This window comes from Brachyspira pilosicoli, assembly GCF_008016535.1.
GTDB lineage: Bacteria > Spirochaetota > Brachyspiria > Brachyspirales > Brachyspiraceae > Brachyspira > Brachyspira pilosicoli_A.
Genome location: NZ_SAXY01000063.1, coordinates 55,228 through 78,402, shown reverse-complemented (window position 1 = coordinate 78,402; position 23,175 = coordinate 55,228). Strand labels below are relative to the sequence as shown.

General features: G+C 27.2%; 24 protein-coding genes and 3 pseudogenes. 6 read left to right on the top strand and 21 right to left on the bottom strand.

Annotation, left to right across the window (positions count from 1 at the left end):
- Nucleotides 1–209 precede the first annotated feature (209 nt).
- On the bottom strand, nt 210–545 hold the full coding sequence (locus EPJ72_RS10555; RefSeq protein WP_147732108.1) for a hypothetical protein: 336 nt from the start codon (nt 543–545) through the stop codon (nt 210–212).
- A 211-nt stretch (nt 546–756) separates the two neighbouring features.
- Between EPJ72_RS10555 and EPJ72_RS10550 the strand changes: the two are divergent.
- Nucleotides 757–1,011, top strand: a pseudogene (locus EPJ72_RS10550) (ankyrin repeat domain-containing protein); the annotation flags it as partial.
- Between the two features lie 64 nt (nt 1,012–1,075).
- On the opposite strand, the gene pepT reads toward EPJ72_RS10550, so the two are convergent.
- Nucleotides 1,076–2,314, bottom strand: a complete 1,239-nt coding sequence (gene pepT / locus EPJ72_RS10545) for a peptidase T (RefSeq protein WP_147732107.1) — start codon at nt 2,312–2,314, stop codon at nt 1,076–1,078.
- Between the two features lie 28 nt (nt 2,315–2,342).
- On the bottom strand, nt 2,343–3,899 hold the full coding sequence (locus tag EPJ72_RS10540; protein ID WP_147732106.1) for an AbgT family transporter: 1,557 nt from the start codon (nt 3,897–3,899) through the stop codon (nt 2,343–2,345).
- A 297-nt stretch (nt 3,900–4,196) separates the two neighbouring features.
- Here EPJ72_RS10540 and EPJ72_RS10535 point away from each other — a divergent pair, with 297 nt between their 5' ends.
- The 3 genes from EPJ72_RS10535 (at nt 4,197) to EPJ72_RS10525 (ending at nt 6,383) form a co-directional block, all read left to right on the top strand.
- On the top strand, nt 4,197–4,520 hold the full coding sequence (locus EPJ72_RS10535) for a hypothetical protein (protein ID WP_147732105.1): 324 nt from the start codon (nt 4,197–4,199) through the stop codon (nt 4,518–4,520).
- A 108-nt stretch (nt 4,521–4,628) separates the two neighbouring features.
- Nucleotides 4,629–5,822 (top strand): recombinase RecA, encoded by a 1,194-nt coding sequence (gene recA / locus EPJ72_RS10530; protein ID WP_147732104.1) that lies wholly within the window; start codon nt 4,629–4,631, stop codon nt 5,820–5,822.
- Nucleotides 5,823–5,843: 21 nt separating this feature from the next.
- On the top strand, nt 5,844–6,383 hold the full coding sequence (locus EPJ72_RS10525; RefSeq protein ID WP_147732103.1) for a GNAT family N-acetyltransferase: 540 nt from the start codon (nt 5,844–5,846) through the stop codon (nt 6,381–6,383).
- Nucleotides 6,384–6,405: 22 nt separating this feature from the next.
- Here EPJ72_RS10525 and secG read toward each other — a convergent pair whose 3' ends face one another.
- Nucleotides 6,406–6,741 (bottom strand): preprotein translocase subunit SecG, encoded by a 336-nt coding sequence (gene secG / locus EPJ72_RS10520; RefSeq protein ID WP_147732102.1) that lies wholly within the window; start codon nt 6,739–6,741, stop codon nt 6,406–6,408.
- Nucleotides 6,742–7,180: 439 nt separating this feature from the next.
- Here secG and EPJ72_RS10515 point away from each other — a divergent pair, with 439 nt between their 5' ends.
- Nucleotides 7,181–7,738, top strand: coding sequence for a lytic transglycosylase domain-containing protein (locus tag EPJ72_RS10515; RefSeq protein ID WP_147732101.1), 558 nt, complete (start codon nt 7,181–7,183; stop codon nt 7,736–7,738).
- A 42-nt stretch (nt 7,739–7,780) separates the two neighbouring features.
- Here EPJ72_RS10515 and flgG read toward each other — a convergent pair whose 3' ends face one another.
- The 13 genes and pseudogenes from flgG to EPJ72_RS10455 form a co-directional block, all read right to left on the bottom strand.
- Nucleotides 7,781–8,575 carry a flagellar basal-body rod protein FlgG gene (flgG, locus tag EPJ72_RS10510; protein WP_147732100.1) on the bottom strand — a complete coding sequence of 265 codons (795 nt, stop codon included), beginning with the start codon at nt 8,573–8,575 and terminating at the stop codon, nt 7,781–7,783.
- 162 nt (nt 8,576–8,737) lie between these two features.
- Complete coding sequence (locus EPJ72_RS10505) at nt 8,738–9,025, bottom strand: DAK2 domain-containing protein (RefSeq protein ID WP_277871925.1); 288 nt, start codon at nt 9,023–9,025, stop codon at nt 8,738–8,740.
- A 160-nt stretch (nt 9,026–9,185) separates the two neighbouring features.
- Nucleotides 9,186–9,350, bottom strand: a complete 165-nt coding sequence (locus tag EPJ72_RS13655) for a dihydroxyacetone kinase subunit DhaK (RefSeq protein WP_277871924.1) — start codon at nt 9,348–9,350, stop codon at nt 9,186–9,188.
- A gap of 29 nt (nt 9,351–9,379) precedes the next feature.
- Nucleotides 9,380–10,042 carry a dihydroxyacetone kinase subunit DhaK gene (locus tag EPJ72_RS10500; protein ID WP_277871923.1) on the bottom strand — a complete coding sequence of 221 codons (663 nt, stop codon included), beginning with the start codon at nt 10,040–10,042 and terminating at the stop codon, nt 9,380–9,382.
- Nucleotides 10,043–10,065: 23 nt separating this feature from the next.
- A complete protein-coding gene (locus tag EPJ72_RS10495) occupies nt 10,066–10,782 on the bottom strand; it encodes an ABC transporter ATP-binding protein (protein WP_147732098.1) in 717 nt (238 codons plus the stop codon).
- A 2-nt stretch (nt 10,783–10,784) separates the two neighbouring features.
- Complete coding sequence (locus tag EPJ72_RS10490; protein WP_147732097.1) at nt 10,785–11,543, bottom strand: ABC transporter ATP-binding protein; 759 nt, start codon at nt 11,541–11,543, stop codon at nt 10,785–10,787.
- A 15-nt stretch (nt 11,544–11,558) separates the two neighbouring features.
- Nucleotides 11,559–12,551: a branched-chain amino acid ABC transporter permease gene (locus EPJ72_RS10485; protein WP_147732096.1), complete on the bottom strand. Its 993-nt coding sequence runs from the start codon at nt 12,549–12,551 to the stop codon at nt 11,559–11,561.
- The gene (locus tag EPJ72_RS10480; RefSeq protein WP_147732095.1) at nt 12,548–13,426 is read right to left on the bottom strand and encodes a branched-chain amino acid ABC transporter permease; all 879 of its coding nucleotides are present in this window, start codon (nt 13,424–13,426) and stop codon (nt 12,548–12,550) included. Before EPJ72_RS10480 ends, EPJ72_RS10485 begins: the two co-directional genes overlap by 4 nt.
- A gap of 47 nt (nt 13,427–13,473) precedes the next feature.
- Nucleotides 13,474–14,589, bottom strand: a complete 1,116-nt coding sequence (locus EPJ72_RS10475) for an ABC transporter substrate-binding protein (protein WP_147732094.1) — start codon at nt 14,587–14,589, stop codon at nt 13,474–13,476.
- Between the two features lie 40 nt (nt 14,590–14,629).
- Nucleotides 14,630–15,301 (bottom strand): annotated as a pseudogene (locus EPJ72_RS10470) (IS1595 family transposase).
- Nucleotides 15,302–15,360: 59 nt separating this feature from the next.
- Complete coding sequence (locus tag EPJ72_RS10465) at nt 15,361–15,855, bottom strand: L-2-amino-thiazoline-4-carboxylic acid hydrolase (RefSeq protein WP_147732093.1); 495 nt, start codon at nt 15,853–15,855, stop codon at nt 15,361–15,363.
- Between the two features lie 103 nt (nt 15,856–15,958).
- A pseudogene (locus EPJ72_RS10460) lies at nt 15,959–16,109 on the bottom strand (transposase); the annotation flags it as partial.
- Entirely contained in the window at nt 16,088–16,477 is a 390-nt protein-coding gene (locus EPJ72_RS10455) for a transposase (RefSeq protein ID WP_147732092.1), read from the bottom strand. The gene EPJ72_RS10455 and the pseudogene EPJ72_RS10460, both read right to left, overlap by 22 nt.
- A 184-nt stretch (nt 16,478–16,661) precedes the next feature.
- Between EPJ72_RS10455 and EPJ72_RS10450 the strand changes: the two genes are divergently transcribed.
- Nucleotides 16,662–18,047, top strand: coding sequence for an MATE family efflux transporter (locus EPJ72_RS10450; protein ID WP_147732091.1), 1,386 nt, complete (start codon nt 16,662–16,664; stop codon nt 18,045–18,047).
- 7 nt (nt 18,048–18,054) lie between these two features.
- Here the strand turns inward: EPJ72_RS10450 and EPJ72_RS10445 are convergent, their stop codons facing one another.
- The 4 genes from EPJ72_RS10445 to EPJ72_RS10430 all read right to left on the bottom strand — a co-directional run bounded on the left by EPJ72_RS10445 (nt 18,055) and on the right by EPJ72_RS10430 (nt 23,160).
- Nucleotides 18,055–18,510, bottom strand: a complete 456-nt coding sequence (locus EPJ72_RS10445) for a CvpA family protein (RefSeq protein WP_147732090.1) — start codon at nt 18,508–18,510, stop codon at nt 18,055–18,057.
- Nucleotides 18,511–18,514: 4 nt separating this feature from the next.
- The gene (locus tag EPJ72_RS10440) at nt 18,515–20,458 is read right to left on the bottom strand and encodes a methyl-accepting chemotaxis protein (RefSeq protein WP_147732089.1); all 1,944 of its coding nucleotides are present in this window, start codon (nt 20,456–20,458) and stop codon (nt 18,515–18,517) included.
- Between the two features lie 14 nt (nt 20,459–20,472).
- A complete protein-coding gene (locus EPJ72_RS10435; RefSeq protein WP_147732088.1) occupies nt 20,473–22,410 on the bottom strand; it encodes a methyl-accepting chemotaxis protein in 1,938 nt (645 codons plus the stop codon).
- A 351-nt stretch (nt 22,411–22,761) separates the two neighbouring features.
- Nucleotides 22,762–23,160 (bottom strand): phosphoribosyltransferase, encoded by a 399-nt coding sequence (locus EPJ72_RS10430; protein WP_147732087.1) that lies wholly within the window; start codon nt 23,158–23,160, stop codon nt 22,762–22,764.
- Nucleotides 23,161–23,175: the final 15 nt, after the last annotated feature.

Below are 23,175 nucleotides of genomic sequence, written 5' to 3'. Positions count from 1 at the left end.
AGTTCTCAAACGATATAAAATACTTTCTACTCGATATCGAAATCATTTACAAAAGTTAAATACAAGATTTTTTATATTAGCATCAATATATAATTATCAGTTAAAAAATGACTTTTGAAACAAGTCTAATGATGTATTGAATAAAAAATAATAAACAATTAAAATCAGAAAGGATAAAATTATCCTTTCTGATTTAGTTTATTTTTTTTTTAATAATGTTCTTCTATAAATTCTATAATAGCTTTTGAACAAAGCTGATTTTTTAAATCTGTTTGTGTTAAAAGGAAACGTATTACATTTGCTTCAGATAACATTCTTTTATTTTGTTTTTCATCAGGCATAGCTAATTTATTTATAACATCATCTAAACTTGTATTATAATCTTCTGTTAAATTAAATATTTCAGCATATCTTGATAAAATTAAACGTAATTTCTCTTGATATTCTGAATCATATGAATATGATTTATATGTTTCTTTTAATATTCTTGTTATTAATAGATTTAAATAATCCTTATTCCATAATTTTTTTCCTCCATTTTTCAATTCTTCTAATTTATTTAAAAATTCTTCAGCTTTTGGAGGAATATTTTTTGAAGTTTCGCCTTTACTAGCTTCTTGTAATTTTTGTTTTAGTGTTGAAATAATTTTAAATTGATCTTGTAATATTTTTATAAAAAAAGATTCAGAATTTATATAAATTGATAATAACTGAATATTGAAAAGATAATAACTTTGAAGAGCTGTATATTCTCCATTGATAGAAGCAGCTTCTTATAATAATATTAATGCTGTAAAAGTGCTTCTTAAAAATAATGCTCAAGTTAATGTTCAAAATAACTATGGTATGACAGCATTGATGTGGGCTTGTCATAGCGGAAATTTAGAAATGACAAAAATGCTTTTAGATGCTGGTGCTGATAAAAATATAAAAGATGGTAATTATGATGCATTGTATTATGCCAGAGAATACGGAAAAAATGAAGAGATAATAAAACTTCTCACAAGATAAAAAATAATTTACTAATAAAGCAAAAGATTATTTATAATCAATTGCTTTATTAATAAAACTATAATTATTTTGAAGATATAATTCTTATTATTTCAAGAGTAGTTTCTAAACTTTTATGAAATGATGGTATAGGCAAAAACTCATATATAGAGTGGAAGTTATGTGCACCTGTAAAATAATTTGGAGTTAATAAACCTTTTACAGATAATGCTGAGCCGTCTGTACCGCCTCTCATTGATAAAGTTTTTGCTTCTATATTTAAGTTTTTCATTGCTTCATAAATAACATCTATAGGAAACTTATCGTCTTTTAGAGAGTCAGCTATATTGCCATATACATCTTCAATAGTTAATTCTATTTTTGCTCTAGGCTCTAATTTTTGATATTTTTCAACCGCCTCTCTAATTTTAGTTTTTTTCTCTTCATAGAGTTTTTTGTTATGGTCTCTAATATTTAATTTTAAAGAAGCATTTCTCTGATTTCCGCTAATTCCTTGCACCCAAATATAGCCTTCTTTTTTTTCTGTACATTCAGGAGTTTGTTTTCTGTCAAATTCATTAGCTATATCTATCGCTATAAGTATAGGATTAACCAATACTCCTTTAGCACTCATAGGGTGTGCAGTTACTCCTTCTATATCTATAGAAGCACTTCCAGCATTAAATGTTTCATATACTACTTCTCCTATTTCGCATGAATCTATAGTGTATGCAAAATCTGGTTTAAACACATTCAAATCTAATTGCTTAGAACCAAGAAGTCCTATCTCTTCATCTGGCACAAAAGCTATGTATATATCGCCATGCTCTATATTATTATCTGTAATGTATTTTAATGCAGACATAACTGTTGATATTGCTGCTTTGTTGTCAGCACCTAATACGCTTGTTCCGTCTGAAAATATAATATCATTGTTTATATAATTTTTTATTTCAGAATGTTCTGATACTTTAAACATTATATTTTTTTCTTTGTTTAAGCATAAATCATTGCCTTCAAATTTAAGTATCTGAGCATGAACATCTCCTGTAAGTCCAATATCAACAGTATCAAGATGTGCTACAAATCCAATAGAATGTATATTATCTTTATTTTTTGGCAGCAATGCTGTAACAATAGAATTATCATTTACAGTAACATTTATTAAACCTAAAGCTTTTAAGTCTTCTGCTAAAACTTTTGCTAACTTCATCTGTCCTTCTGAGCTTGGAAGTGTTTTTACAGATGCATTGCTTTGACTTGGTATAGAAGAATATTTAAAAAAACTGTCAATTTGGAATTTTTTAATATCATCGTTTAACATATTATTTTACCTCTTTTAAGTTAATTATTTAATGAACAGGCGGATAAACATAACCGCTATTAAATCCTATAGGTATATTTAATCCCCAGAATATATAAAGCATTATCATAAGAACAATTAATAAACCTATACTATAAGGAAGCATCATAGAAGATAATGTGCCAACACCAGTTTTATTGCAGTATTTCTGACAATAAGAAATTATTAACGGATAGAATGCAAACATTGGAGTTACAACATTTATAGCCGAATCGCTTACTCTAAATGCTGCCTGAGTTAATTCTGGAGAAATGCCTACAGCCATAAGCATAGGTACAAATATTGGTGCTAATATTGCCCATTTTGATGATGCTGAAGTTATTAACAAATTTAATATTGCTGTAAGTAAAGTTATTCCTGCTACAGTTACTTGAGCTGGCATATTTAAAGATTTTAAGAACTCGGCACCAGATATTGCTATCAATGTTCCAACATTAGAGTTCCCAAATACATATAAAAACTGAGCACAGAAGAATGAAAAAGTTAAAAATGAAGCAAGATTTTTAATGCTTCCTGCCATAGCTAAACTAAAATCTTTTGTTGTTTTGAATTTACCAGTAAGTTTTCCATATATATATCCTGGTATTACTAAGAATAAAAATAATATAGGAACTATTGCCTGCATAACAGGAGCGTCTGGAGTAGTTAATTCACCATTTGGAGATCTTAATAAAGAGTTTTCTGGTATAAGTAAAACTACTAAAAGCACAATCATTAATACTAAAACAGAAAATGCTATTCTAAAAGCTCTATTTTCTTCTTTTGTTATAGAAGAGACGCTTGTATCTTCTGGTTTAATGCCTTCATCAATAGGCATAGTTTTCCATAAGAAAGGTTCTACTATTTTATCAGTGATAAACCAGCATACCAAAATTACAGCAAAAGTTGATGATATGCTTAAAAAATAATTACATAAAACATTTACTGTATAAGTAGGATCTATTAGTCTTGCTGCTCCTTGAGTAAAACCTTGCATTATAGGGTCTATTGTAGAAGGAGTGTAACTTGCCGAAAAACCTCCAGCAAGTCCTGCAAATGAAGCTGCTATTCCTGCTAAAGGGTGTCTTCCAACAGCAAAGAACATTATAGAAGCTATAGGCATTAATATAACATAAGAAGAATCTGAAGTTATATGGCTTACAACAGAAATAAATATAATTGCTGGTGCTATTGCTTTTTTTGGTATGATAGCTAATAGCTTTATAAGAATCATTCTAATAAATCCGCTTCCTTCAGCTGCTCCTATTCCAAGTGTTGCTACAATTGTAATACCTAAAGGAGGAAAGTTTATAAAGTTGTATGTCATTTTTGTTACAAACTTTGTGATTTCAGTAGGTGCAAGCATATTAATTATTTTTATTTGTTCTCCTGTTGTAGGGTGAAAATAATTAAATGTAAAATAAGACAATATCCATGACACTATAAGCATTATAAAAAATGCTATTAAAAATAAAATAGTGATGTCTGGAAGTTTGTTGCCTACTGTCTCAATGACATTTAAAAAACTTTCAAACTTATTTGACTTTTTAATGTCTTTAGTATTCATGTAAGGCTCCTATTGTGAAAACTTTATAAATAAATAATTATACAATTAAATATTTGATAATTAAAAAAACATAGTTAAAATAAATAATATAATTTACCTATTTTTAAATAAAAAGTATTATTTATTTTATTAGATTAAAATATAAGGAAAAATAATTATATTAAAATCATACATATTATACTATTAAATTAAGTATTCATCAATAGATAAAAATTATTTATAAAAATATTTCACAATTGAAATTTTGATAATTTTAATTTACAATGCGAACATAACAATACATACGTGGGGTACTATATGAAAAATATTATTTCTATAATTGTAGCATTTATTTTAATGATTGCTATAATTTTCTGCGGCGGCATCAACAAAGAAGCAAATCAATCAGAACAAAATACTAACTCTCAAACTTTATCAGATAATAAAAAAACAGAAATTAAAAAAGAATTATATAAAGATTCAAATAGAGATGCTATATATAAGATTATGCAGCAAGTCGATGGAGAAAATGAAAATAATTTTTTATATACAAAATATGTATATTATGATAAAGATAGCACTGAAGATGCAGCATCTATTATAATAGGACTTTATGAATATTTAGAAAGAAAAAAATTATAAAAAATATTATTTTTTCATATATAAACAGATTGACAAAATAATGTATTTTTGTACAATATAATAAATTTTATAAATGATATTTAAGTTAATAATTTTTTGGAGAGAATAATGGCTACTAAGAAGAAAGAAACAGTTGAAATAAAAAAAGACGGTAAAAGCGAAGCAATAGAAGCTATTACCGACCAGATAAATAAAAAATACGGACCGGGCTCTTTTATGAGGCTTGGAAGCAATAAAACAGTTAATGTTGATGTTATTTCTACTGGGGCATTAACTTTGGATCATGCTTTAGGAGTAGGAGGAGTTCCTCGCGGTAGAATTATAGAGATTTACGGGCATGAGGCTTCAGGTAAAACTACGCTCACTCTTCACATCATAGCAGAAGCTCAAAAAGCAGGAGGTTATGCTGCTTTTATAGATGCTGAACATGCTCTTGACCCAGCGTATGCGAGTGCTTTAGGCGTTGATATTGACAATTTATATATTTCTCAGCCAAACAGTGGTGAAGAAGCACTTGAAATATTAGAAAAAGTTGTATCTTCTACTGCTTTTGATGTTGTTGTGGTGGACTCTGTTGCGGCACTTGTTTCAAAGGCAGAACTTGCTGGTGATATAGGGGACGCTCATATTGCTTTACAGGCAAGGCTTATGAGTCATGCTTTGAGAAAACTTACTGCTATAATAAGCAACACTAATACAGCTGTAATATTCATTAACCAATTAAGACAAAACATTGCCACTACTGGCTATGGTGCTGGTCCTACAGAAACTACTACAGGAGGTAAGGCTTTGAAATTCTACTCTTCTGTAAGGCTTGATATTAGAAGAACTGAATGGATTAAAAAGGGTGATGATACTATAGGGCATAAAGTAAAAATAAAAGTTGTTAAAAATAAATTATCATCACCATTTAAAGTAGTTAATTTAGAGATAATATTTGGTAAGGGTATATCATCAGAAGGTCTTTTAATAGATTTGGCAATGGAGGCAAAAATCATTACAAGAAGCGGTGCTTGGTTTTATTATAATGGTGAACAGATTGCACAGGGTAAAGAGAAGGTGAGAGAACTTCTTGCAGCTGACCCTAAAATGCGTATGGAGCTTGAGATACAGATTAGAGAGGCTCTCAATATGGGCGGCGTAGAAAAGGTGAAAGAAAAATTAGAAGAGTATCTTGAAAATAAAAATCCTGCTAAAGAAAATAAAAATGAAAAAGAAGAGAAAAAAGAAGAAGAAAAACCTGTTAAAAACACAGATGACACTGACCTTTTAATGAGTGCTGAAGAAGCTTATAAAGAATAAATAAAAAAACCGAGAGGGAATATGGATTTAGTTATAAGAAAAGCTAATATAGATGATGTATTTTATATAAGTAAGCTTCATGCTATATGCTGGAAGCAATCTTATAAGGATATTGTATCAGAAGATTTTTTAAAAAAGATATATTTAGATGATTGGTGTGAAGAGTTTTCTGAAGGTATAAAGACAAAGACAAGAGAAGTACATATTGCTTTATTGGACAACAATATTATAGGTGCTATATCTTGCGGTAATAATAGATATGATATAGAAAACTACGGAGAGATAATGTCTTTATATATTCACCCTGTTTATCAAGGTTCTGGTATAGGAAGTGAATTATTAAATCATTGTATGTCATATATGAAAGATAATGGATATAAAAACTTATGTCTTTATGTTTTTGATAAAAATGAAGAGGCTAAAAGATTTTATCTAAAAAATGGATTTAAAGATTCTGGCAAAAAAAAGACATTAAAAATAGATGACAATAATAATATAGAAGAAGTATTATATATTTATGATAATATACAAAAGACTTCTTCTATTCTATTTTCAAATTAAATATTCTTAAACTATTAAAAAATTAATTATTAGTATTTAAATTAGTGTCTGGTAAAGTATTATTTGTTGCTGGCACTTGTTGTGTTGTTGGCACATTAGCAGGAGTAGTAGTTACTTGGTCAAAAGCAGTTTTTTGAGTGCTTATAGCCATAGATATAAGTAAAGCTCCTACTATAAATATTGTAGATAAAATAGTAGTTGCTTTAGTGAGAGCATTTCCTCTCTGACTTCCAAGTACATTTGCTTGTGCACCAGAAAATAAACCTTCTGCTTTACCACCTTGTATTATTATAAGTAAAAGTAAGAGTACACAAATTATTGAGTAAACGATTATTCCTAAAGTTAGTAAAGCATTCATAAATATATATCCTTATAAAAATTATAATTTTCAGTTTTTAATTAAAATATTATATCATTTATATAATATTTTTCAAGCATTTTTCTTACATTGTATTTATAAGAATAATTAAAAAAATTTATTATATATACTACATTTAATTTTTATGATATTTTTATAATAATAAAACATAAAAAATCTATATGTAATTATGTAAAAAATAACATAAAAATTTTTTTTGTTATAATAAAATATTGATTTCTTTATTATTTTATATTACAATCAGTTAACACAAAACGTCATAGTAAAAAATGTATAATATATTTAATTAAATCTTTAATATACTATTGATTTATATAAAAAATAATATACAATTTTATGACTTTTTGATTTATGTATACTATTTTTTAAATAGTTAAAAAGGAGAGAAAAAAACTTTAATTTTATTGGGGGTAAAATTATGAAAAGAATTGTAATTATTTTTAGTATAATATTGTGTTCTGCTAATTTAGAAACACATAGTTTTAATATTAATAATTATTCTTTTGTAGCAAATAATTGGGTTAATTTAATACAAGACATTTCAAATCATTACAATCAAGATTTTTGGTTTGTTAAAGATATTTTTGATATTTCTCAAAGTTACAATATAGATCCATTGCTTATGATAGCATTAATAAAAATAGAAAGTGACTTTATACCAACCTCATTATCTAAAAAAAATGCATATGGCTACTGTCAAATTACTCCTATAGGTAATAAAGATGTTGACCCTACTCTTAACAGATATAATCATAGGGAAAATATTATACTTGGCACTAGATTTATAGCTAAACTTTTAGATAGATTTAACGGAGATATAATACAGAGTCTTAGATATTATAATGCTGGAAGCAATTATGATGAAACAAGACTTTCTTATTCTGAAGATATTAAAGAAGAATATGATATGCTTACATCGCTTTATGCAAATGAAAAAGATGTGTATGGTGATATATATAGAAAAGAGAGCTTTTAAAAAATTAAAAACTCTCTTTATTTTTATTATTATTTAATTAAATTATCTTTTTAAATTTACAACAGTAGCTAATAGATTATCACTAGTTTGCACAGCTTTAGAGTTCATCTCATAAGCTCTCTGTGCAACTATCATATCAACCATTTCATCTACTACCTTTACATTAGACATTTCAACAAACCCCTGATGTATTCTAGGGAAACCCTTAGAACCAGCCTCTCCTTCAAAAGCAGGTCCGCTTGCTACAGTTTCTTTATATAAGTTATCACCTATAGAGAGTAGCCCAGCTTGATTTATAAATCTATGCAATGTAATATTTCCTAGCTCAACTGCTTCATTTTCATCTCCTATTGTAACAGAAACAACACCCTCTCTTGATATACTAATTTTTTCTAAAAGGAAGTTTTCTGGGAAAATAATTTCAGGAACTAATTTATATCCATTAGAAGTGACAAGCTGTCCATTAGCATCCACTTTAAAAGAACCATCTCTAGTGTATGATACACTTCCATCAGGCATTAATACTTGAAAGAATCCTTCTCCCTCTAATGCTAAATCTAGCTTGTTTCCAGTAGCCTGCAATGAACCTTGGTCAAACATCTTTTGTGTAGCAGCACTTTTTACACCCAAACCTGTTTGAAGTCCAACAGGTGTTACAGTATCTTCTGTTGCAGGTGTACCCTGTATTTTTAGGTTTTGATATATTAAATCTTCAAAATCTGCTCTTACTTTTTTATATCCTATTGTATTAACATTAGCAAGGTTGTTTGCTATTGTATCTGTTTTAAATTGCATACCATTCATACCGCTTGCAGCAGTCCATAGAGAACGTAACATATTTATTATACTCCATTATTTATGATATTATATTTTCGGTATATAAAAAATTGTCTTTATTACTTTTTAAATATACATAATAAAAAAAGAGCCTAATAAAATATTAATTATTAAGCTCTTTTTTTATTTAATTTGACAACAATTATTTTTTAATAAAGATAATTATTTTATTTTTGATATAATAAGATTAACTAACTCTTCTATTTGATATGACATAGTTATAGCACCTGGATCTAAATGACCAACGCCTTTATTAGTTTGATAAGAAGCTCTTCCTTTTACTGCTTCCATATCTTTAGTAGCTAAAGCTCCATCTATTGCTTTTTCTTTAACAATATTTAGAGTAGCTACAATATCATCATTATTAATATTGTCATTCAAAGCTTGAGATGCTGCATATAAAGAATCTATCATAGTCTTATCGCCAGGTTTAGACTTACCTCTATTCAGGAAAAATTTTAAAATCCATATTATTCATCCTTAAAATATTTTTAAAGCAGGAGTATTACAAGAATAATCTAGTAACTCTTTTAATTCATTATCTAATTTCAAAATAGATAATGAACATCTAGCCATTTATAGAGAAGTCATATAATTTCCAACAAAACTCTTATATATTTTTTATTCCCTTAGATGTGAGAATATTATTGATATCATTATTTAAAATATATAATTCCATAAGAGGAGTACCACCTAGTCCATTAACTAATATAGCAACTTCTGAATTAGAATAATCATAATCTTTTAATATAGAATCAATTAATTGTTCAGCTATAGCTTTAGATGGAATTTTAGGACTTCTGTTTATACCCGGCTCTCCATGTATTCCCTTCCTATTTCTATTTCATCATCACTAATATCAAATACTGGTTTACCAACTCCAGGTAATATACAAGAATTTAATGCTACTCCCATACTTCTTACATTTTGTATAACTTTATTTGCAACTTCTTTAACTTCAATTAATGTTCCATCTTTTTCTGCTTTAGCTCCAGCTATTTTATGAACAAATATAGTACCTGCTATACCTCTTCTTCCAGTGGAATATGTGCTATCTTCTACAGAAACATCGTCCTTAACTACAACAGATTCTACTTCTATACCCATATCTCTTGCTAAATCCATAGCCATTTCAAAATTCATAATATCGCCAGAATAATTTTTAATAACAAGCAATACTCCCTTACCTCTATCAACTGTTTCTATAGCTTTAATTATTCTATCAGGACTTGGAGATGCAAATACATTTCCAGCTACAGCAGCATCTAACATACCAAACCCAACATATCCAGCATGAGCAGGTTCATGACCGCTACCACCCCCTGATATAACGCATACTTTTTTCTTTAAATCTTTTCTATGTATTACTTCAAATTCTGGTATATATGAAATATAATCACAAGATTTCTCTAAACCTTGCAACATTTCTTTTATAACATCTTTAGATTCATTAATAATTTTCTTCATTTTATACTCCAACATTAAATATATTAATTAGCACCTACTCCAAGATAAGCTTTTCTAACATCATCATTATTAAGTAAATTCTCAGCCGTATCATGAAGTGATATTTTACCTGTTTCCATAACATATCCTCTATTAGATATTTTTAATGCCATATTAGCATTTTGCTCTACTAGTAATATAGTTACCCCCTGAGAATTAATAACTTTAATAAGATGAAAAATTTGCATTACTATATTTGGTGCAAGTCCTAATGAAGGTTCGTCTAATAACAATAAATCAGGATCAGACATTAATGCCCTACCTATAGCTAACATTTGCTGTTCTCCACCACTCAAAGTACCTGAAGGCTGTTTTCTTCTTTCTTTTAAAATTGGAAATAAGTTATAAACTTTGTCTGCTATATCATTTATTTTATTTTTATCCTTCATTGTATATGAACCGAGAAATAAATTTTCCTCAGTAGTTAAATTAGGAAAAACTTCTCTTCCCTCTGGAGATAGACTCAAACCCATTTTTACTATTTTATGAGGGAATTCTCCATTTATAGGTTTATCTAAATATAATATAGACCCACTAACAGGTTTTAAAAGTCCCATTATTGTGTTCATCAAAGTAGTTTTACCCGCACCATTATTTCCAACTAAAGCTACTATCTCGCCCTTATTAACTTCTAAACTTACACCTTTTAAAGCATGTATATTTTTTCCATAGAAAGTATTAATATCATTAATCTTAAGCATAATTATTCTCCTCCAAGATATGCTGATATAACTTTTTCATTAGTTGCGATATCTTTAGGAAGACCTTCAGCTATTTTCTTGCCATGATCTATAACATAAATATTGTCAGAAATGTTCATAACAACACTCATATCATGTTCTATCAAAATAATAGTAAAGCCTTTATATTTTAATGATTTTATAAATTCCATTAAGTCTAAACTTTCTTGCGGATTCATACCAGCAGCAGGTTCATCAAGTAAAAGAAGTTTAGCCCCCGTTGCTATTGCTCTCGCTATTTCTACTTTTCTTTGATCTCCATATGGCAAATTAGAAGCATATTCACTTAATTTATCCTTAAGATTAATCATCTCTAATATATCAATAGCTTTTTTTAAATTCTTTCTTTCCTCTTCCTTATACCTCTTCGTTCTAAATAATGCATTAAAAAAGTTATAATTAGTTGTTACATGTGTCCCCACTAAGATATTCTCTATTACCCTCATATTTTTAAATAATCTAATATTTTGAAATGTTCTAGAAATACCAGCAGAAACAATTTTTTGAGGAGTATAACCATTTATTTTTACACCTTCAAAAATAATCTCTCCTCTAGTAGGTGGATTAACTCCTGTAAGTAAATTAAATATAGTAGATTTTCCAGCACCATTTGGACCTATTATACTTACTATTTCACCTTTATTTACAGTAAAATTAACACTATCAACTGCAACTAAACCTTCAAATCTTTTTGTCAAATCAGAAACTTCTAAAATATGCATAAAACAAAACTTCTCCTACAAATTAACAGGAAATTTATAAGGTTTTTTAACCTGTCCCCCCATAATACCTTGAGGTCTAAAACGCATCATACATACTAATATAAATCCATAAACTATAAATCTAAACTTATCCAAAAATCTTAATATTTCTGGGAATGATACAAGAATAATAGCCCCTATCACCATACCCTTTAAAGTACCCATCCCTCCTAATATTACAATACTCAATATCATAATGGATGTATCAAATATAAATGTGTTAGGATCTATATAACTTGTCATATGAGCGTAGAAAGAACCCGCTAAACCTGAAAGTAATGCTGATAATACAAATGCTAATACTTTATATCTAGTGGTTTCTATTCCCATAAGAGAAGCTGCTAATTCATCTTCTTTTATTGCAATAAAAGCTCTTCCTATTTTAGAATTTATTATTAAATAACAGGCTAATAATGTAATAGCAAGTAATATTAATGATAAATAATATAAACCATTATTCACTAGAGTAAATTCAAAACCAAATAAAGCTGGTTTAGGAATTCTAGATATACCTAATGGACCATTAGTTAATTTATCAAGATTAAGCAACAAAATTCTTACCACTTCTCCAAAACCCAAAGTTGTAATAGCTAAATATGTACCAGATAATCTTAAAGTTGGAAGACCTATTAATAAACCAAATAATGCTGATACCATTCCTGCAAACATAATAGCAACAAAAAAGTTTACACCAAGTTTTGTAGATAAAATAGCAGAAGTATATGCCCCCATAGCATAATAAGCTGCATTTCCAAGAGAAACTTGCCCAGCATAACCAGTTACTAAGTTTAATCCTAAAGCTAATATAGAATATATAGATATCATTATTATTATTCTTAAAATATAACCATTTAATCCAATAAAGGGCAATACTAAAACTATAACTACTAATAATATATATATATATTTTATATATTTATCTAATAGATTACTTATAGAATGAAAAACAGAATTTATATTACTTATCATACTTTCACTATTCCTTTTTTACCGAATAAACCAACTGGCTTGAGTATTAATACTAATATTAATATTATAAAAGCAACTGCATCTCTATAGTTACCTCCCAAAAAAGCTGTAGCTAAATTTTCGGATATACCAACTATAAGACCTCCAATTATAGAACCATGTAAAATACCTATACCGCCTAATACAGCTGCAGCAAAGGCTTTCATTCCTATAACAACCCCCATATTAGGATATACAACTTGATAATAACTACTTATTAATATAGCACTTATACAAGCTGAAACTCCGCCTAAAAAGAAAGTAAAAGCTATTATGAAATTAACATTAATCCCCATTAAATTAGCAGCCTTTCTATTCTGTTCTATACCTCTCATAGCTAAACCTATTTTAGTTTTATATATAATAAATGTTAAAATAATCATTAAAACTAAACAAGTTAAAAATATAATAATCTGTTGAGAATTTATACTTAAACCTAACACTGTTATATAACCAACATCAATAAGTTTAGGAAAGCTTTTTTTCTCACTTCCAAATGCTATCATAAGCCCATTTTGAATTATGTAAGAAACGCCTATTGTAGTTATAAGGGCAGATATAGGCAATGAATGTTTATCTCTTAAAGGTTTTAAGGCTGTATAATCTATAAGTATACCTAAGCCTCCTGTTAATATAATACTGGCTATTATTCCAAAAACAAAACCAAATTTTAGAGTAATAAACATCAAAGCCATATGTGTCCCAAAAGCATAAACAGAACCATGCGAAAAATTAACTAATTTTAATATACCAAAAACTAATGAATATCCTACAGCTATAAGACCATAAACCATTCCCAATGATATTCCATTAATAATTTGTTCAACAATAAACATCGAAATTCCTCATATATTGTATTTATATTATGCTTTTGTGTTATATATTATTGTATTTCTACAAATTGTTTATCTTTGATAATTACTCTTGTGTATGTTTTTTGAACATCACCAATAGAATCAAATTTAATATTTCCTGTGATACCATTATATTCTATATTAGCAACAGCATCTTTTATAGCTTTTTTATCTAAAGAACCAGCTGTTTTTATAGCTTCTAATAAAATACCAACACTATCATAAGCTTGTGCAGTTAAACTACTAGGAACTGAACCATAAGCAGCTTCATATTCAGATACAAAGTCTTTAATATCTTCTCTCTCACTAGCATGGAAGAATGTAGTAGGGAATACTACGCCTTCAACTGCTTCACCGCCAAGCTCTAATAACTGCTCACTATAAGCATTAGAGAATCCAACTATTGCTATATTAGGATTAATTGCTTTATATTGTCTAGCAAATGGTGCTAAAGTATTATACATACCAACTACTATTATTACATCTGCACCCGCATTATTTAATTTACTAATACTAGGTGTATAATCATCAGAACCTTCGATAACTTCTTCATGTGCTACAATTTGACCGCCCATTTTTGTTACTAAATCTTTAGTTATTTCTGCTGTAGAAGTTCCCCAGTCTGTTCTTATTGATAAAATACCTACTTTTTTCTTTCCTAAAACCTCTAATGCTAATCTTACTCCTGCTTCAGCTTCTACAACTATTACAGTATTATTTCTAAATATATAATCACCTTCTTTAGAAAAATCAGGGTGTGAAGCTGATGGTGAAATATTTACTAATTCAGAACTTTGATATATAGGAGAAGCAACCATACAAACACCACTAATAAAGTGTCCTATAACTCCAGCATAACCACTATCTGATACTATTTTTTGTGCTATAGAAACTGCTTCTTCACCTGAGTTCTTATCATCATATGATTCTATAACTATCTTTTTGCCTAATACTCCGCCATTATCATTCCATTTTTTTGCCATAAGTTCAGCTGCATTTCTAAAACCAATACCATATTCAGCATTATCACCTGTCATAGGACCTGCAACAGCTATTTTTATAACATCATTATTTGATGCCCCACCAGAACAACCTATTAAAAATAAAAATACACTTATAATAAAGAAATAACATATTTTTTTCATTTTCTAATCCTTATAAAAAAATTGGGGCTGTCCTAGATAACTAAAAAAGCTCCTTTCTTGCTAAATTATATATAATTTCCAACTGTTTTTCAACTTTTGGATTATTAAATCTAAATTGACACTCTTTAATAAATAAGTGAAAATGTTCTTTTGGTATTCCATTAAATTTACGAAGATGTCTCTTTGCTTGATTCCAAAAGTTCTCTATACCATTAATATGGTTCTTTTCTTCAGCAAACTTTTCACTATGATTAATTCTAAAGTGTTTAAATTCAGAGACATCTAATACATCATAACTATGATAATAATCTGAATAAACTATACTATCTGGCTGTACTTTTTGCCTAATAATAGGCATTAATTTTAGTATTATTTATTATTTTTATATATACTTTTCCGCCTCTTTTTAATAAACCAAACACTGGTATTTTATATGCAAGCTCCTCTGCCTCTTTTTCCTTTTCTTTTGCCTCCAAAATAACTTTACGAAGTACACCCTTGCGGTGCCATCTGCTTCTATTTCTCCATTAAAAACTTCTTCTTCTTTTTCTTTCTCATATTCAAATATTAATTCTCTTAATCTTAAAAAATAATACGAAGCTGTAGTTTTATTAACACCAACTAAAACTGATGTAGTTCTTGCTGTGGTTCCTGCTACAAAATGTTCTATTAATTTTAATTGTTTATCTTGACTTAATTTACTGCGTTTCATACTTTAATTTTAACAAATTTAAGTTATCTAGGACAGCCCCAAAAAATTAATATTAAAAATTATTTATCAAAATGAACACTACATATTTTATTACATTTAGAAATTGTATCACCTACTGTAAATTTATAGCCCATTTCTTCAGCTATACCCCTATCACCATCCATTGCTATATCACATAATAAAGCAATCTTTTCATCACTTAAACCTAATTTTTTCCAAGCACTAACTAAAGGACAATAATTAAATTCTATATGTAGTTTATCATTATCCCTACCTACAAAATTCATTTCAAAATTTTTGATTGTTTCTGGATTTACGAATGAATTTCCAAAATTATCTAAACTATTTTTATCTGACATATTATTTTTTATATTATTACCATGAATATGACCGCATTTTCTTATAGCTGCTCTTGCCATTTTTTCAGCATCAATACCCATTTTTTCAGCTTCTTCATACATTAAAGCCATCCAAGTAGCTCTATGTTCAATAGCTGCCCTTAATAAATTAATAACATGCTCATCAATATGTGGATGATTTTCTATTTTACTCATAGTACAACTCCTTAAGATTTTAAAGAAAACATATTTTTTACATTATCTAGTATAATAAATATATTTTGTAAGTCAATATATAACATACTTTTTTTTACCTATAAGTATTATTTATTATTTTTACATATACTTTTCCGCCTCTTTTTAATAAACCAAATACTGGTATTTTATATGCAAGCTCCTCTGCCTCTTTTTCCTTTTCTTTTACCGCCAAAATAACTCTCATCTGCTTCTATTTCTCCATTGAAAATTTCTTCTTCTTTTTCTTTTTTATTTTGTATCTCCAAAGATTATTTCTTTTTAGTACATTCTCTATAGCTGTAACACCTATCTTAATGCCTTCACGGTTCAAATATGCTTTAATATAATGTTTTCCCCTATACTCTTCAGTATAGAGTTTAATAATTAAATTAATAGCTTCTTGATTATTAAAGATATTTGGAGAAGTTTTTGGCTTAGTACTAAAATTAGCGACAGTTCCAGTGTCTTTATATTTCTTAAGCCAAGTATAAAAAGTGGATTTATTTATTCTTTCTATCTTTAAAAATCTTTTAATATTTTTAGTTTTTAATGCTTCATCCACTATAAATAATTTAAATTCTGTGCTATAATCTCTTTTCATAGTAGTATCCTTTATTTATTTTTTGTTCAAAATATTATAACAAGGATACTGCTTTTTTTATACTAAAAAATGTCCAATATCTCATACTCCTAAACACAATTAATATTAATCCTATATTGACAAATAAATAACCTGTAATAATATATTGTGTCTAAAATAAATATAATTTTTTGAGTATATAAAAATGAATAATAGTTTAACTAAAAATAATTTTTTTGGAAATTGGGATTTTTATAAATTATGCATTTCTATTGCTGTGCCTGTAATGCTTCAGCAACTTATAATGGGAATGGTGTCATTAATAGATAATTTTATGGTGGCGGAACTTGGTGATATAAAGATGGCTGCTGTAAATGTATCTAATCAGCTTAATTTTATATATTTAGTAATACTTAATACATGTTATGGTGCGGGCGGAATATATATGGCACAAAATGCTGGGGCTGAAAATAAAGAAGGTATGCAGCAAGCTTTTAGATTTAAAGTAATACTTCCTTTTACTATATCTACTATATATATGATATTAATGCTTGTAAACCCTGAAATATTTATGCGTTTAATGACAAACGGCAACAATTCACAAGAGGCAATATTAGCTTCAAGCACTAAATATATGAGTATAATAGCATTCACTTTTATACCAATATCCATTTCTGGAGCAATAGGAACTTCTTACAGAGAAATAGGCAAACCGCATATACCTCTTATAATATCAGTAATAGCTACATTTTGTAATACTATTGGAAACTATATTCTAATATACGGAAACTTTGGAGCTCCTAGACTTGAAGAAACTGGTGCTGCTATTGCCACTCTAATTGCTAGAATAATAGAGATGATTTTATTTATAGCATACATCAAACTGCATAAAGAAAAGTTTTATGTGAGAACTAGAGAAATATTAAAAGTTAAACTTAATGTATTTTATTCTATGTTAAAAAAATCTAGTTTAATATTTTTAAGCGAGATAAGCTGGGGACTTAGCGAGATGTTTATGACAGCACTTTACAATAGCAGAGGAGGTGCTGAAACTGTTGCGGGTATGGCTTCGGGTTTTACTATAGCTAATATATTTTATTTAGTATTTCAGGGTATATTTGTATCTACTATGGTTGTAGTTGGGGGAACACTTGGAAGGGGAGAACTTGAAGATGCAAGAAATAAAGCAAAGTGGATATTAAATGGCTCTGTTATAGCGGGGGCTGTAGTTGGACTTGTGCAAATGTCTTCTACACTATTAATACCTTTTATATTTTCAAAATTAACTCCCGATGCTCAGGGTATCACTAGAAGTTTAGTAATATTAATAGCTTCATATATGCCTATTTGGACTTATATTAATGCTCAATTTGCTGTTTCAAGGGCGGGAGGAGATACTATATTTGGTTTTGCGGTGGATGTGCCTGTGTCTTTGCTTATATTTGCACCTTTGGCTTTGATACTTGCAAAATTCACTGCTGTAGGGCCTGTTGCTATGTTTGGTATAGCTAAATTATCAGACTTCGCAAAAATTACAATAGGTGTTATAATGCTAAAAAAAGAAAGATGGGTGAGAAAATTGACAGAATAGTTTTTTTCTATACAAAATTATTCATATAATTATTAATATTAAATATATTGTATATAAACATTAAAACCTTTGAGCTATATATAATGCCGCCATACTCAGTCATATTTAGTACAAAATATGATACAATAGAAATTATAAGAGATACTATAAAAAGCATCACTATTGCACCAAGAATCCTATCCACCCAAGATAAAAATATCATCTTCAAAACTTTTTTTATACTATCAGCCGCCTTTGAAAGTATTATCCTTATAATAGAATAGCTTATAAGAAATGATACTATTTTTAATATAATAGAATGCTCAAAATATTTAGAGGCATGATTATATATAATTGGTGCTATAATAAAAGTAGATATTATTGCTATTACTGGTATTGTGATAGATATAATACCCCTATAAAAACCATAAATAAATACAAATACTAAAAATATTATTATAACTATATCAATATTATTAAACATACTATTATTTTTTTAACAAATCTATTATAGGTTTAAAAGCAATACTGCTCTTATTTCTATGAGTGCTTATAATATTAGAAAGCGTTTCTATATAAGTATGCGAAAGAGATGAATAATTACCTATTTTCATTATAACATCATCAAGCTCGTCTTTTACTTCTATAATTCTGCTGAAATTACCTAAAATCTTAATTATATCAGCACCCTGAGAATCTATCTTTAAGTTTAAACTATTTTGAATATCAAGCATCGCTACAATATTTTCCCTTACAGAAGATACTATATCATTTTGCTCTTCTACTATTTTATACATGGCATTATTATATTTATCTAATAATTTGAAATTCTCAAACTCTGTAGAAATTTTACTAATACGTCCTTCTATATTCTTACTATAAGCATCTATTTGTTCAAGTATTTTCTTAGTTTCATTTTCTATATTCTTACAATGTTCATCTATATAAAACGAAGAGTTCTCTATTAAAACCAATCCGCCAAATATATCTGTTAGCATACTCTCTATAGATGCAGTACCCTTTGAAATCTCAAAAGACAATACTCCTATCTCCTTAGATACAACAGAAAAACTCTTACCTAAAACACCAGCTTTTGATGCCTGTATACCAGCATTTATAGAAAGTAAATTAGTTTTATTAGTCATATTTTTTATATATTCTATAGTATCATATATATCTTCTGTTACTTTGTTTATATCTTTGAAATTTTCAAAATGTTTTTTTATATTAATGATAGTATTATTAGAACTATCTTCTATACTTCTTCTTATTTCCTTCAAATCCTCATTTAGAGAAGATATTTGCTCATAAGAAAAATTAGAAACATTCATATTCGACATAGTCTGAGCTAAAGCCCTAAAATGATCTTGCATTTGATTTTTATATTTATCAAAAAAAGTAAATATGGTATTAGTAAACTTTATACCATCTCTAATAATATTTTTTTTACTTTCTTTTGTATCTATTAATTTATTCTTTGAATCTATAACTGTATTTATTTTAGTTTCTATGATGTTTAAAGCATCCTTATTTTCTTTGTCTACCTCAAAAACAAACATAGAAGAATCCATAAAATTCTTATCTACAGAGTTTAATTTTTCTGATATTTTATTTATCTCAGTTACAATATTTAAATTAGATTTTAATCTATTATTTAATATAGTATCCTTTCTTACAGACTCTAAAGCATTTCTTGTAAAAGAAGAAAATATAGCAATAGAGCTAATTAAATAGGATAATATCACCGCTAAATCTAATTTATCAAAATATATATCTTTTCTTAAATTAAAAATCTCTATATTAGTAATTACAAGAACAAAAGACAAAAGATTAGAAAGTATAATAACCGTATTTCCAACTATATTGTATCCAAAAAATATATCAATTACCATAGGCACAAAAGCCATAGCATATATAATTAAGCTTAAATAAGTAAGATAAACAAAAAAATTACCACCGCCTACAACACTAAAAGCCTTATCTGGATAAGTTCTTAAAGTTGTATTAAAAAATGTATTTTTATTTATTATACTAATTATAATAAGAGATGCAGCAACTAATATAGTAGTAAATATAATTAAATTACTAAACCCTCCAACAAATTTTTTATTTTTTAAGAAAAATCTATTGTTAATTGGAAGTAAAGTAATAACAAATAAAAATATTATATGATTAATTACATACAAATCTGAAGCTAATACAACATCACTGCCCGATATGCCTAAAAATATTATAATAAAAGACAATATATTGTATACAAGTAAAAATAAAAGTGCTAAGTTTACTATAATATAAGTACGCTCTCTAGTTTTTATAAGCAACATTGTATAAAGCATAATAAATATAAAAACAATAGAAGTACCAATAATAGGTACTAGTAATTCTATAATAGAAACATTATATCCCGGTATAAAACTAGTTAATACATTCATATATTTTTATGCCTTTATATTACTTTAGAATATTCACTAATCACTTTTTTTAGATTATCTGAATATTCCAATAATTTTTTACTTTCTTCATCAAGTTTATTTGTTATATCTTCAAAATCTTCATTCGTAGCAACTAATTTGTTCATATCTTTCATAATATTTTTTATCTCAATATTTTGATTATTAGCATTTTGCGATATATCCGATATATAATCATTAAACTCTTCTATTTTTGTTTTTATATTCATAAAGTCATTTTCTTCATTAACTATAATAGTACTCATGTCGGATATGGAATTATATATTTTATCTGTACTCTTTATAATATTAATATTATAATCATTTTGTCTTTCCATAGTATTATTGAATTTTATTAATCTATTATAATGAGAAGAAGTTTCACGTATTAATTCCATAATACCTGCTTTTATACTATTACTTGCATAATTGTATCTTTTAAAAATCTCTTCTATTTGAAATAAAAGTTTTTGCATATTTTGAGTAATATTTCCTGTCTCCACTACCAACTCAGAAACCTCTTTAGAAACTACATTAAAGTTATGATACCATTCTCCGGATTTTGAAGCCTGTATACTAGAATTAATAGAGAGCGTTTTTACTTTATCTTGCATATTCGTCATAAATGATAATATCTTATTTATTTGAAAAGATAATTGATTGAATATCAAAGCCTTATCTAATATTTTTATTATAGCATTTCTTTCTTTTTCTATATTAGATTGAAACTCTTCAAAACTTCTTAATATATGAACGCTCTCGGATTGTAAAACATAAACTTCTTTTACCGATTCCTGCAATATATTGATATATTCCTCAAGCATATTTTTTTGAATTTCAGAACTAACTTGTAAATTAGGGTATGTTTCTATAAGCTGTTCTATCTTTTCTATATTTGTATTACCGTCATTTACTTGGAAATTTTCTATAGTAATAAACTCATTAGTATTATCTATTACTTTAGCTATTTCGCCTTTTAAATTATTAACAGATAAATTTGTATTTTTCACCTTATCTACTAAAGTACCTACAAGACTATGAAAATGTTCTTTAAACTCAAGCAATTTTGATAAAGTATTAATTGCTGTGTTAATAATAATAGCATCTTGAGCTTTAATTGATTCCAAATCATAATCTTTAGAATCAGATTTCTTATAAACTGTATTAATAAAATTAACAGTATAACCATAAACTGAAAAAATATTAAAAATCATATAAACTAAAGAAAATCTAGAAAAAGAAAAAGCTGGAAACAGTAGATAATTACTAGAATATTTTGAATAAGTAGAAATTCCATTAAAATCATCAAAAAATGCTAATGATATAAGAGATACCAACACTAATACACCTATATTAACTTGATATATCTTATTAACAAATATTTCATAAAACAGCATACATATTATTATTACACTATAAACTGAAAAGATAAAATCTCTAAAAATATATATAGGTCCTATTGCTCCTCTTATTTTTACACTATTAGCAGCAGAACTATTTAATGTAGTAATTACTTCTGTTGTAGATACAAATAATTGTGAATATATTAAAGCAATAACTAATATTACCATAAATAAAAATATAGCTACACTTTCTGCTCTATCTAAAAAAGAGTGTAATTTATCATTCAGTTTTAAAGTAGTTTTTACATATCTAATCCATGGAAGTATGGTTAATGATATTGCTATTTGTTCTATTTTATACATTAAAAGAGATAATTTTACATCTTGTATAGATAACGAAACTATTATATTTATTGTCTCTGAAAGTGTAAAAATAAAACACAATATAGAAAGAAACAATGCTATTAACTGAGTTTCTCCATATAGTTTGAAAAATATATAAAAATGCACTATTATAGCGACTAATGCTATAGCAGCTGCTATTGTAGATACGCCTAATTCTATAATTACGCTATGAAAAATATAATTCATAATTTACAAAACCTTATTACTTTATTATATACTATAAATAAATATATTTAAACTATACAAAATTATATATAAAGTATCCTTTACATTATCGGCATTATAACAGCAAGTATTTATTATAACAAATTATTTTTTATTTTAAGTTTAAGACGATGATTATTAAACATAATTTAAGTTTTATTTTTAGTTTATTTCAAAAAAAAGTTAATAATATTGGTATATTAACTGATATAAGATTAGAAAATAGCGAAACATTCAAAAATATAAAATTACTAAAAAAATAAAGCAACAGAATTATATAATCTTTTTAATGAAATGAAATCATATAATTAAAAATATTTTTTTATAATACTTTTATTTACTAGAAGACTTAGTCTCCCAAGGAAATAATAGCCAATCATCATGATTTATGCTTTTATATATATATTTTGGTCTTATCTTACTAGTATGCTCTCTAATAAATAAAGTAGCTATATCAAATTTCTGATCATAAAAATATTTTAAAGTTTCACCCGTATCAGATATATCATCAACAATTAAAACAGATTTATCTTTTACTTTTAATCTCCACACCTCTTCCATATTAAGAACCATAGGCACTTTTAATCTATGAGAAAGCATAACAGCAGGCACTAACCCACCTCGAGCAAGCCCATAAATTACTTCATATTTTATTTTTGACTCTTCTATTTTCTTAGCTAAAACCTCAATAGCCTCATCAATATTTTCCCAAGATATAACATCATATTTCATAGTATATAATCTCCT

Bases quoted from the DNA above. Each gene is read 5' to 3' on its own strand.
- EPJ72_RS10500 (WP_277871923.1), bottom strand. From the start codon at position 10,042: ATGAAGAAAATTATTAATGAATCTAAAGATGTTATAAAAGAAATGTTG.
- secG (WP_147732102.1), bottom strand. From the start codon at position 6,741: ATGAATGCTTTACTAACTTTAGGAATAATCGTTTACTCAATAATTTGT.
- EPJ72_RS10435 (WP_147732088.1), bottom strand. From the start codon at position 22,410: ATGAATTATATTTTTCATAGCGTAATTATAGAATTAGGCGTATCTACA.
- EPJ72_RS10475 (WP_147732094.1), bottom strand. From the start codon at position 14,589: ATGAAAAAAATATGTTATTTCTTTATTATAAGTGTATTTTTATTTTTA.
- recA (WP_147732104.1), top strand. From the start codon at position 4,629: ATGGCTACTAAGAAGAAAGAAACAGTTGAAATAAAAAAAGACGGTAAA.
- EPJ72_RS10480 (WP_147732095.1), bottom strand. From the start codon at position 13,426: ATGTTTATTGTTGAACAAATTATTAATGGAATATCATTGGGAATGGTT.
- EPJ72_RS10495 (WP_147732098.1), bottom strand. From the start codon at position 10,782: ATGCTTAAGATTAATGATATTAATACTTTCTATGGAAAAAATATACAT.
- EPJ72_RS10540 (WP_147732106.1), bottom strand. From the start codon at position 3,899: ATGAATACTAAAGACATTAAAAAGTCAAATAAGTTTGAAAGTTTTTTA.
- EPJ72_RS10440 (WP_147732089.1), bottom strand. From the start codon at position 20,458: ATGAATGTATTAACTAGTTTTATACCGGGATATAATGTTTCTATTATA.
- EPJ72_RS10485 (WP_147732096.1), bottom strand. From the start codon at position 12,551: ATGATAAGTAATATAAATTCTGTTTTTCATTCTATAAGTAATCTATTA.
- EPJ72_RS10450 (WP_147732091.1), top strand. From the start codon at position 16,662: ATGAATAATAGTTTAACTAAAAATAATTTTTTTGGAAATTGGGATTTT.
- EPJ72_RS10515 (WP_147732101.1), top strand. From the start codon at position 7,181: ATGAAAAGAATTGTAATTATTTTTAGTATAATATTGTGTTCTGCTAAT.
- pepT (WP_147732107.1), bottom strand. From the start codon at position 2,314: ATGTTAAACGATGATATTAAAAAATTCCAAATTGACAGTTTTTTTAAA.
- EPJ72_RS10525 (WP_147732103.1), top strand. From the start codon at position 5,844: ATGGATTTAGTTATAAGAAAAGCTAATATAGATGATGTATTTTATATA.
- EPJ72_RS10535 (WP_147732105.1), top strand. From the start codon at position 4,197: ATGAAAAATATTATTTCTATAATTGTAGCATTTATTTTAATGATTGCT.
- EPJ72_RS10465 (WP_147732093.1), bottom strand. From the start codon at position 15,855: ATGAGTAAAATAGAAAATCATCCACATATTGATGAGCATGTTATTAAT.
- EPJ72_RS10490 (WP_147732097.1), bottom strand. From the start codon at position 11,543: ATGCATATTTTAGAAGTTTCTGATTTGACAAAAAGATTTGAAGGTTTA.
- EPJ72_RS10445 (WP_147732090.1), bottom strand. From the start codon at position 18,510: ATGTTTAATAATATTGATATAGTTATAATAATATTTTTAGTATTTGTA.
- flgG (WP_147732100.1), bottom strand. From the start codon at position 8,575: ATGTTACGTTCTCTATGGACTGCTGCAAGCGGTATGAATGGTATGCAA.
- EPJ72_RS10455 (WP_147732092.1), bottom strand. From the start codon at position 16,477: ATGAAAAGAGATTATAGCACAGAATTTAAATTATTTATAGTGGATGAA.
- EPJ72_RS10430 (WP_147732087.1), bottom strand. From the start codon at position 23,160: ATGAAATATGATGTTATATCTTGGGAAAATATTGATGAGGCTATTGAG.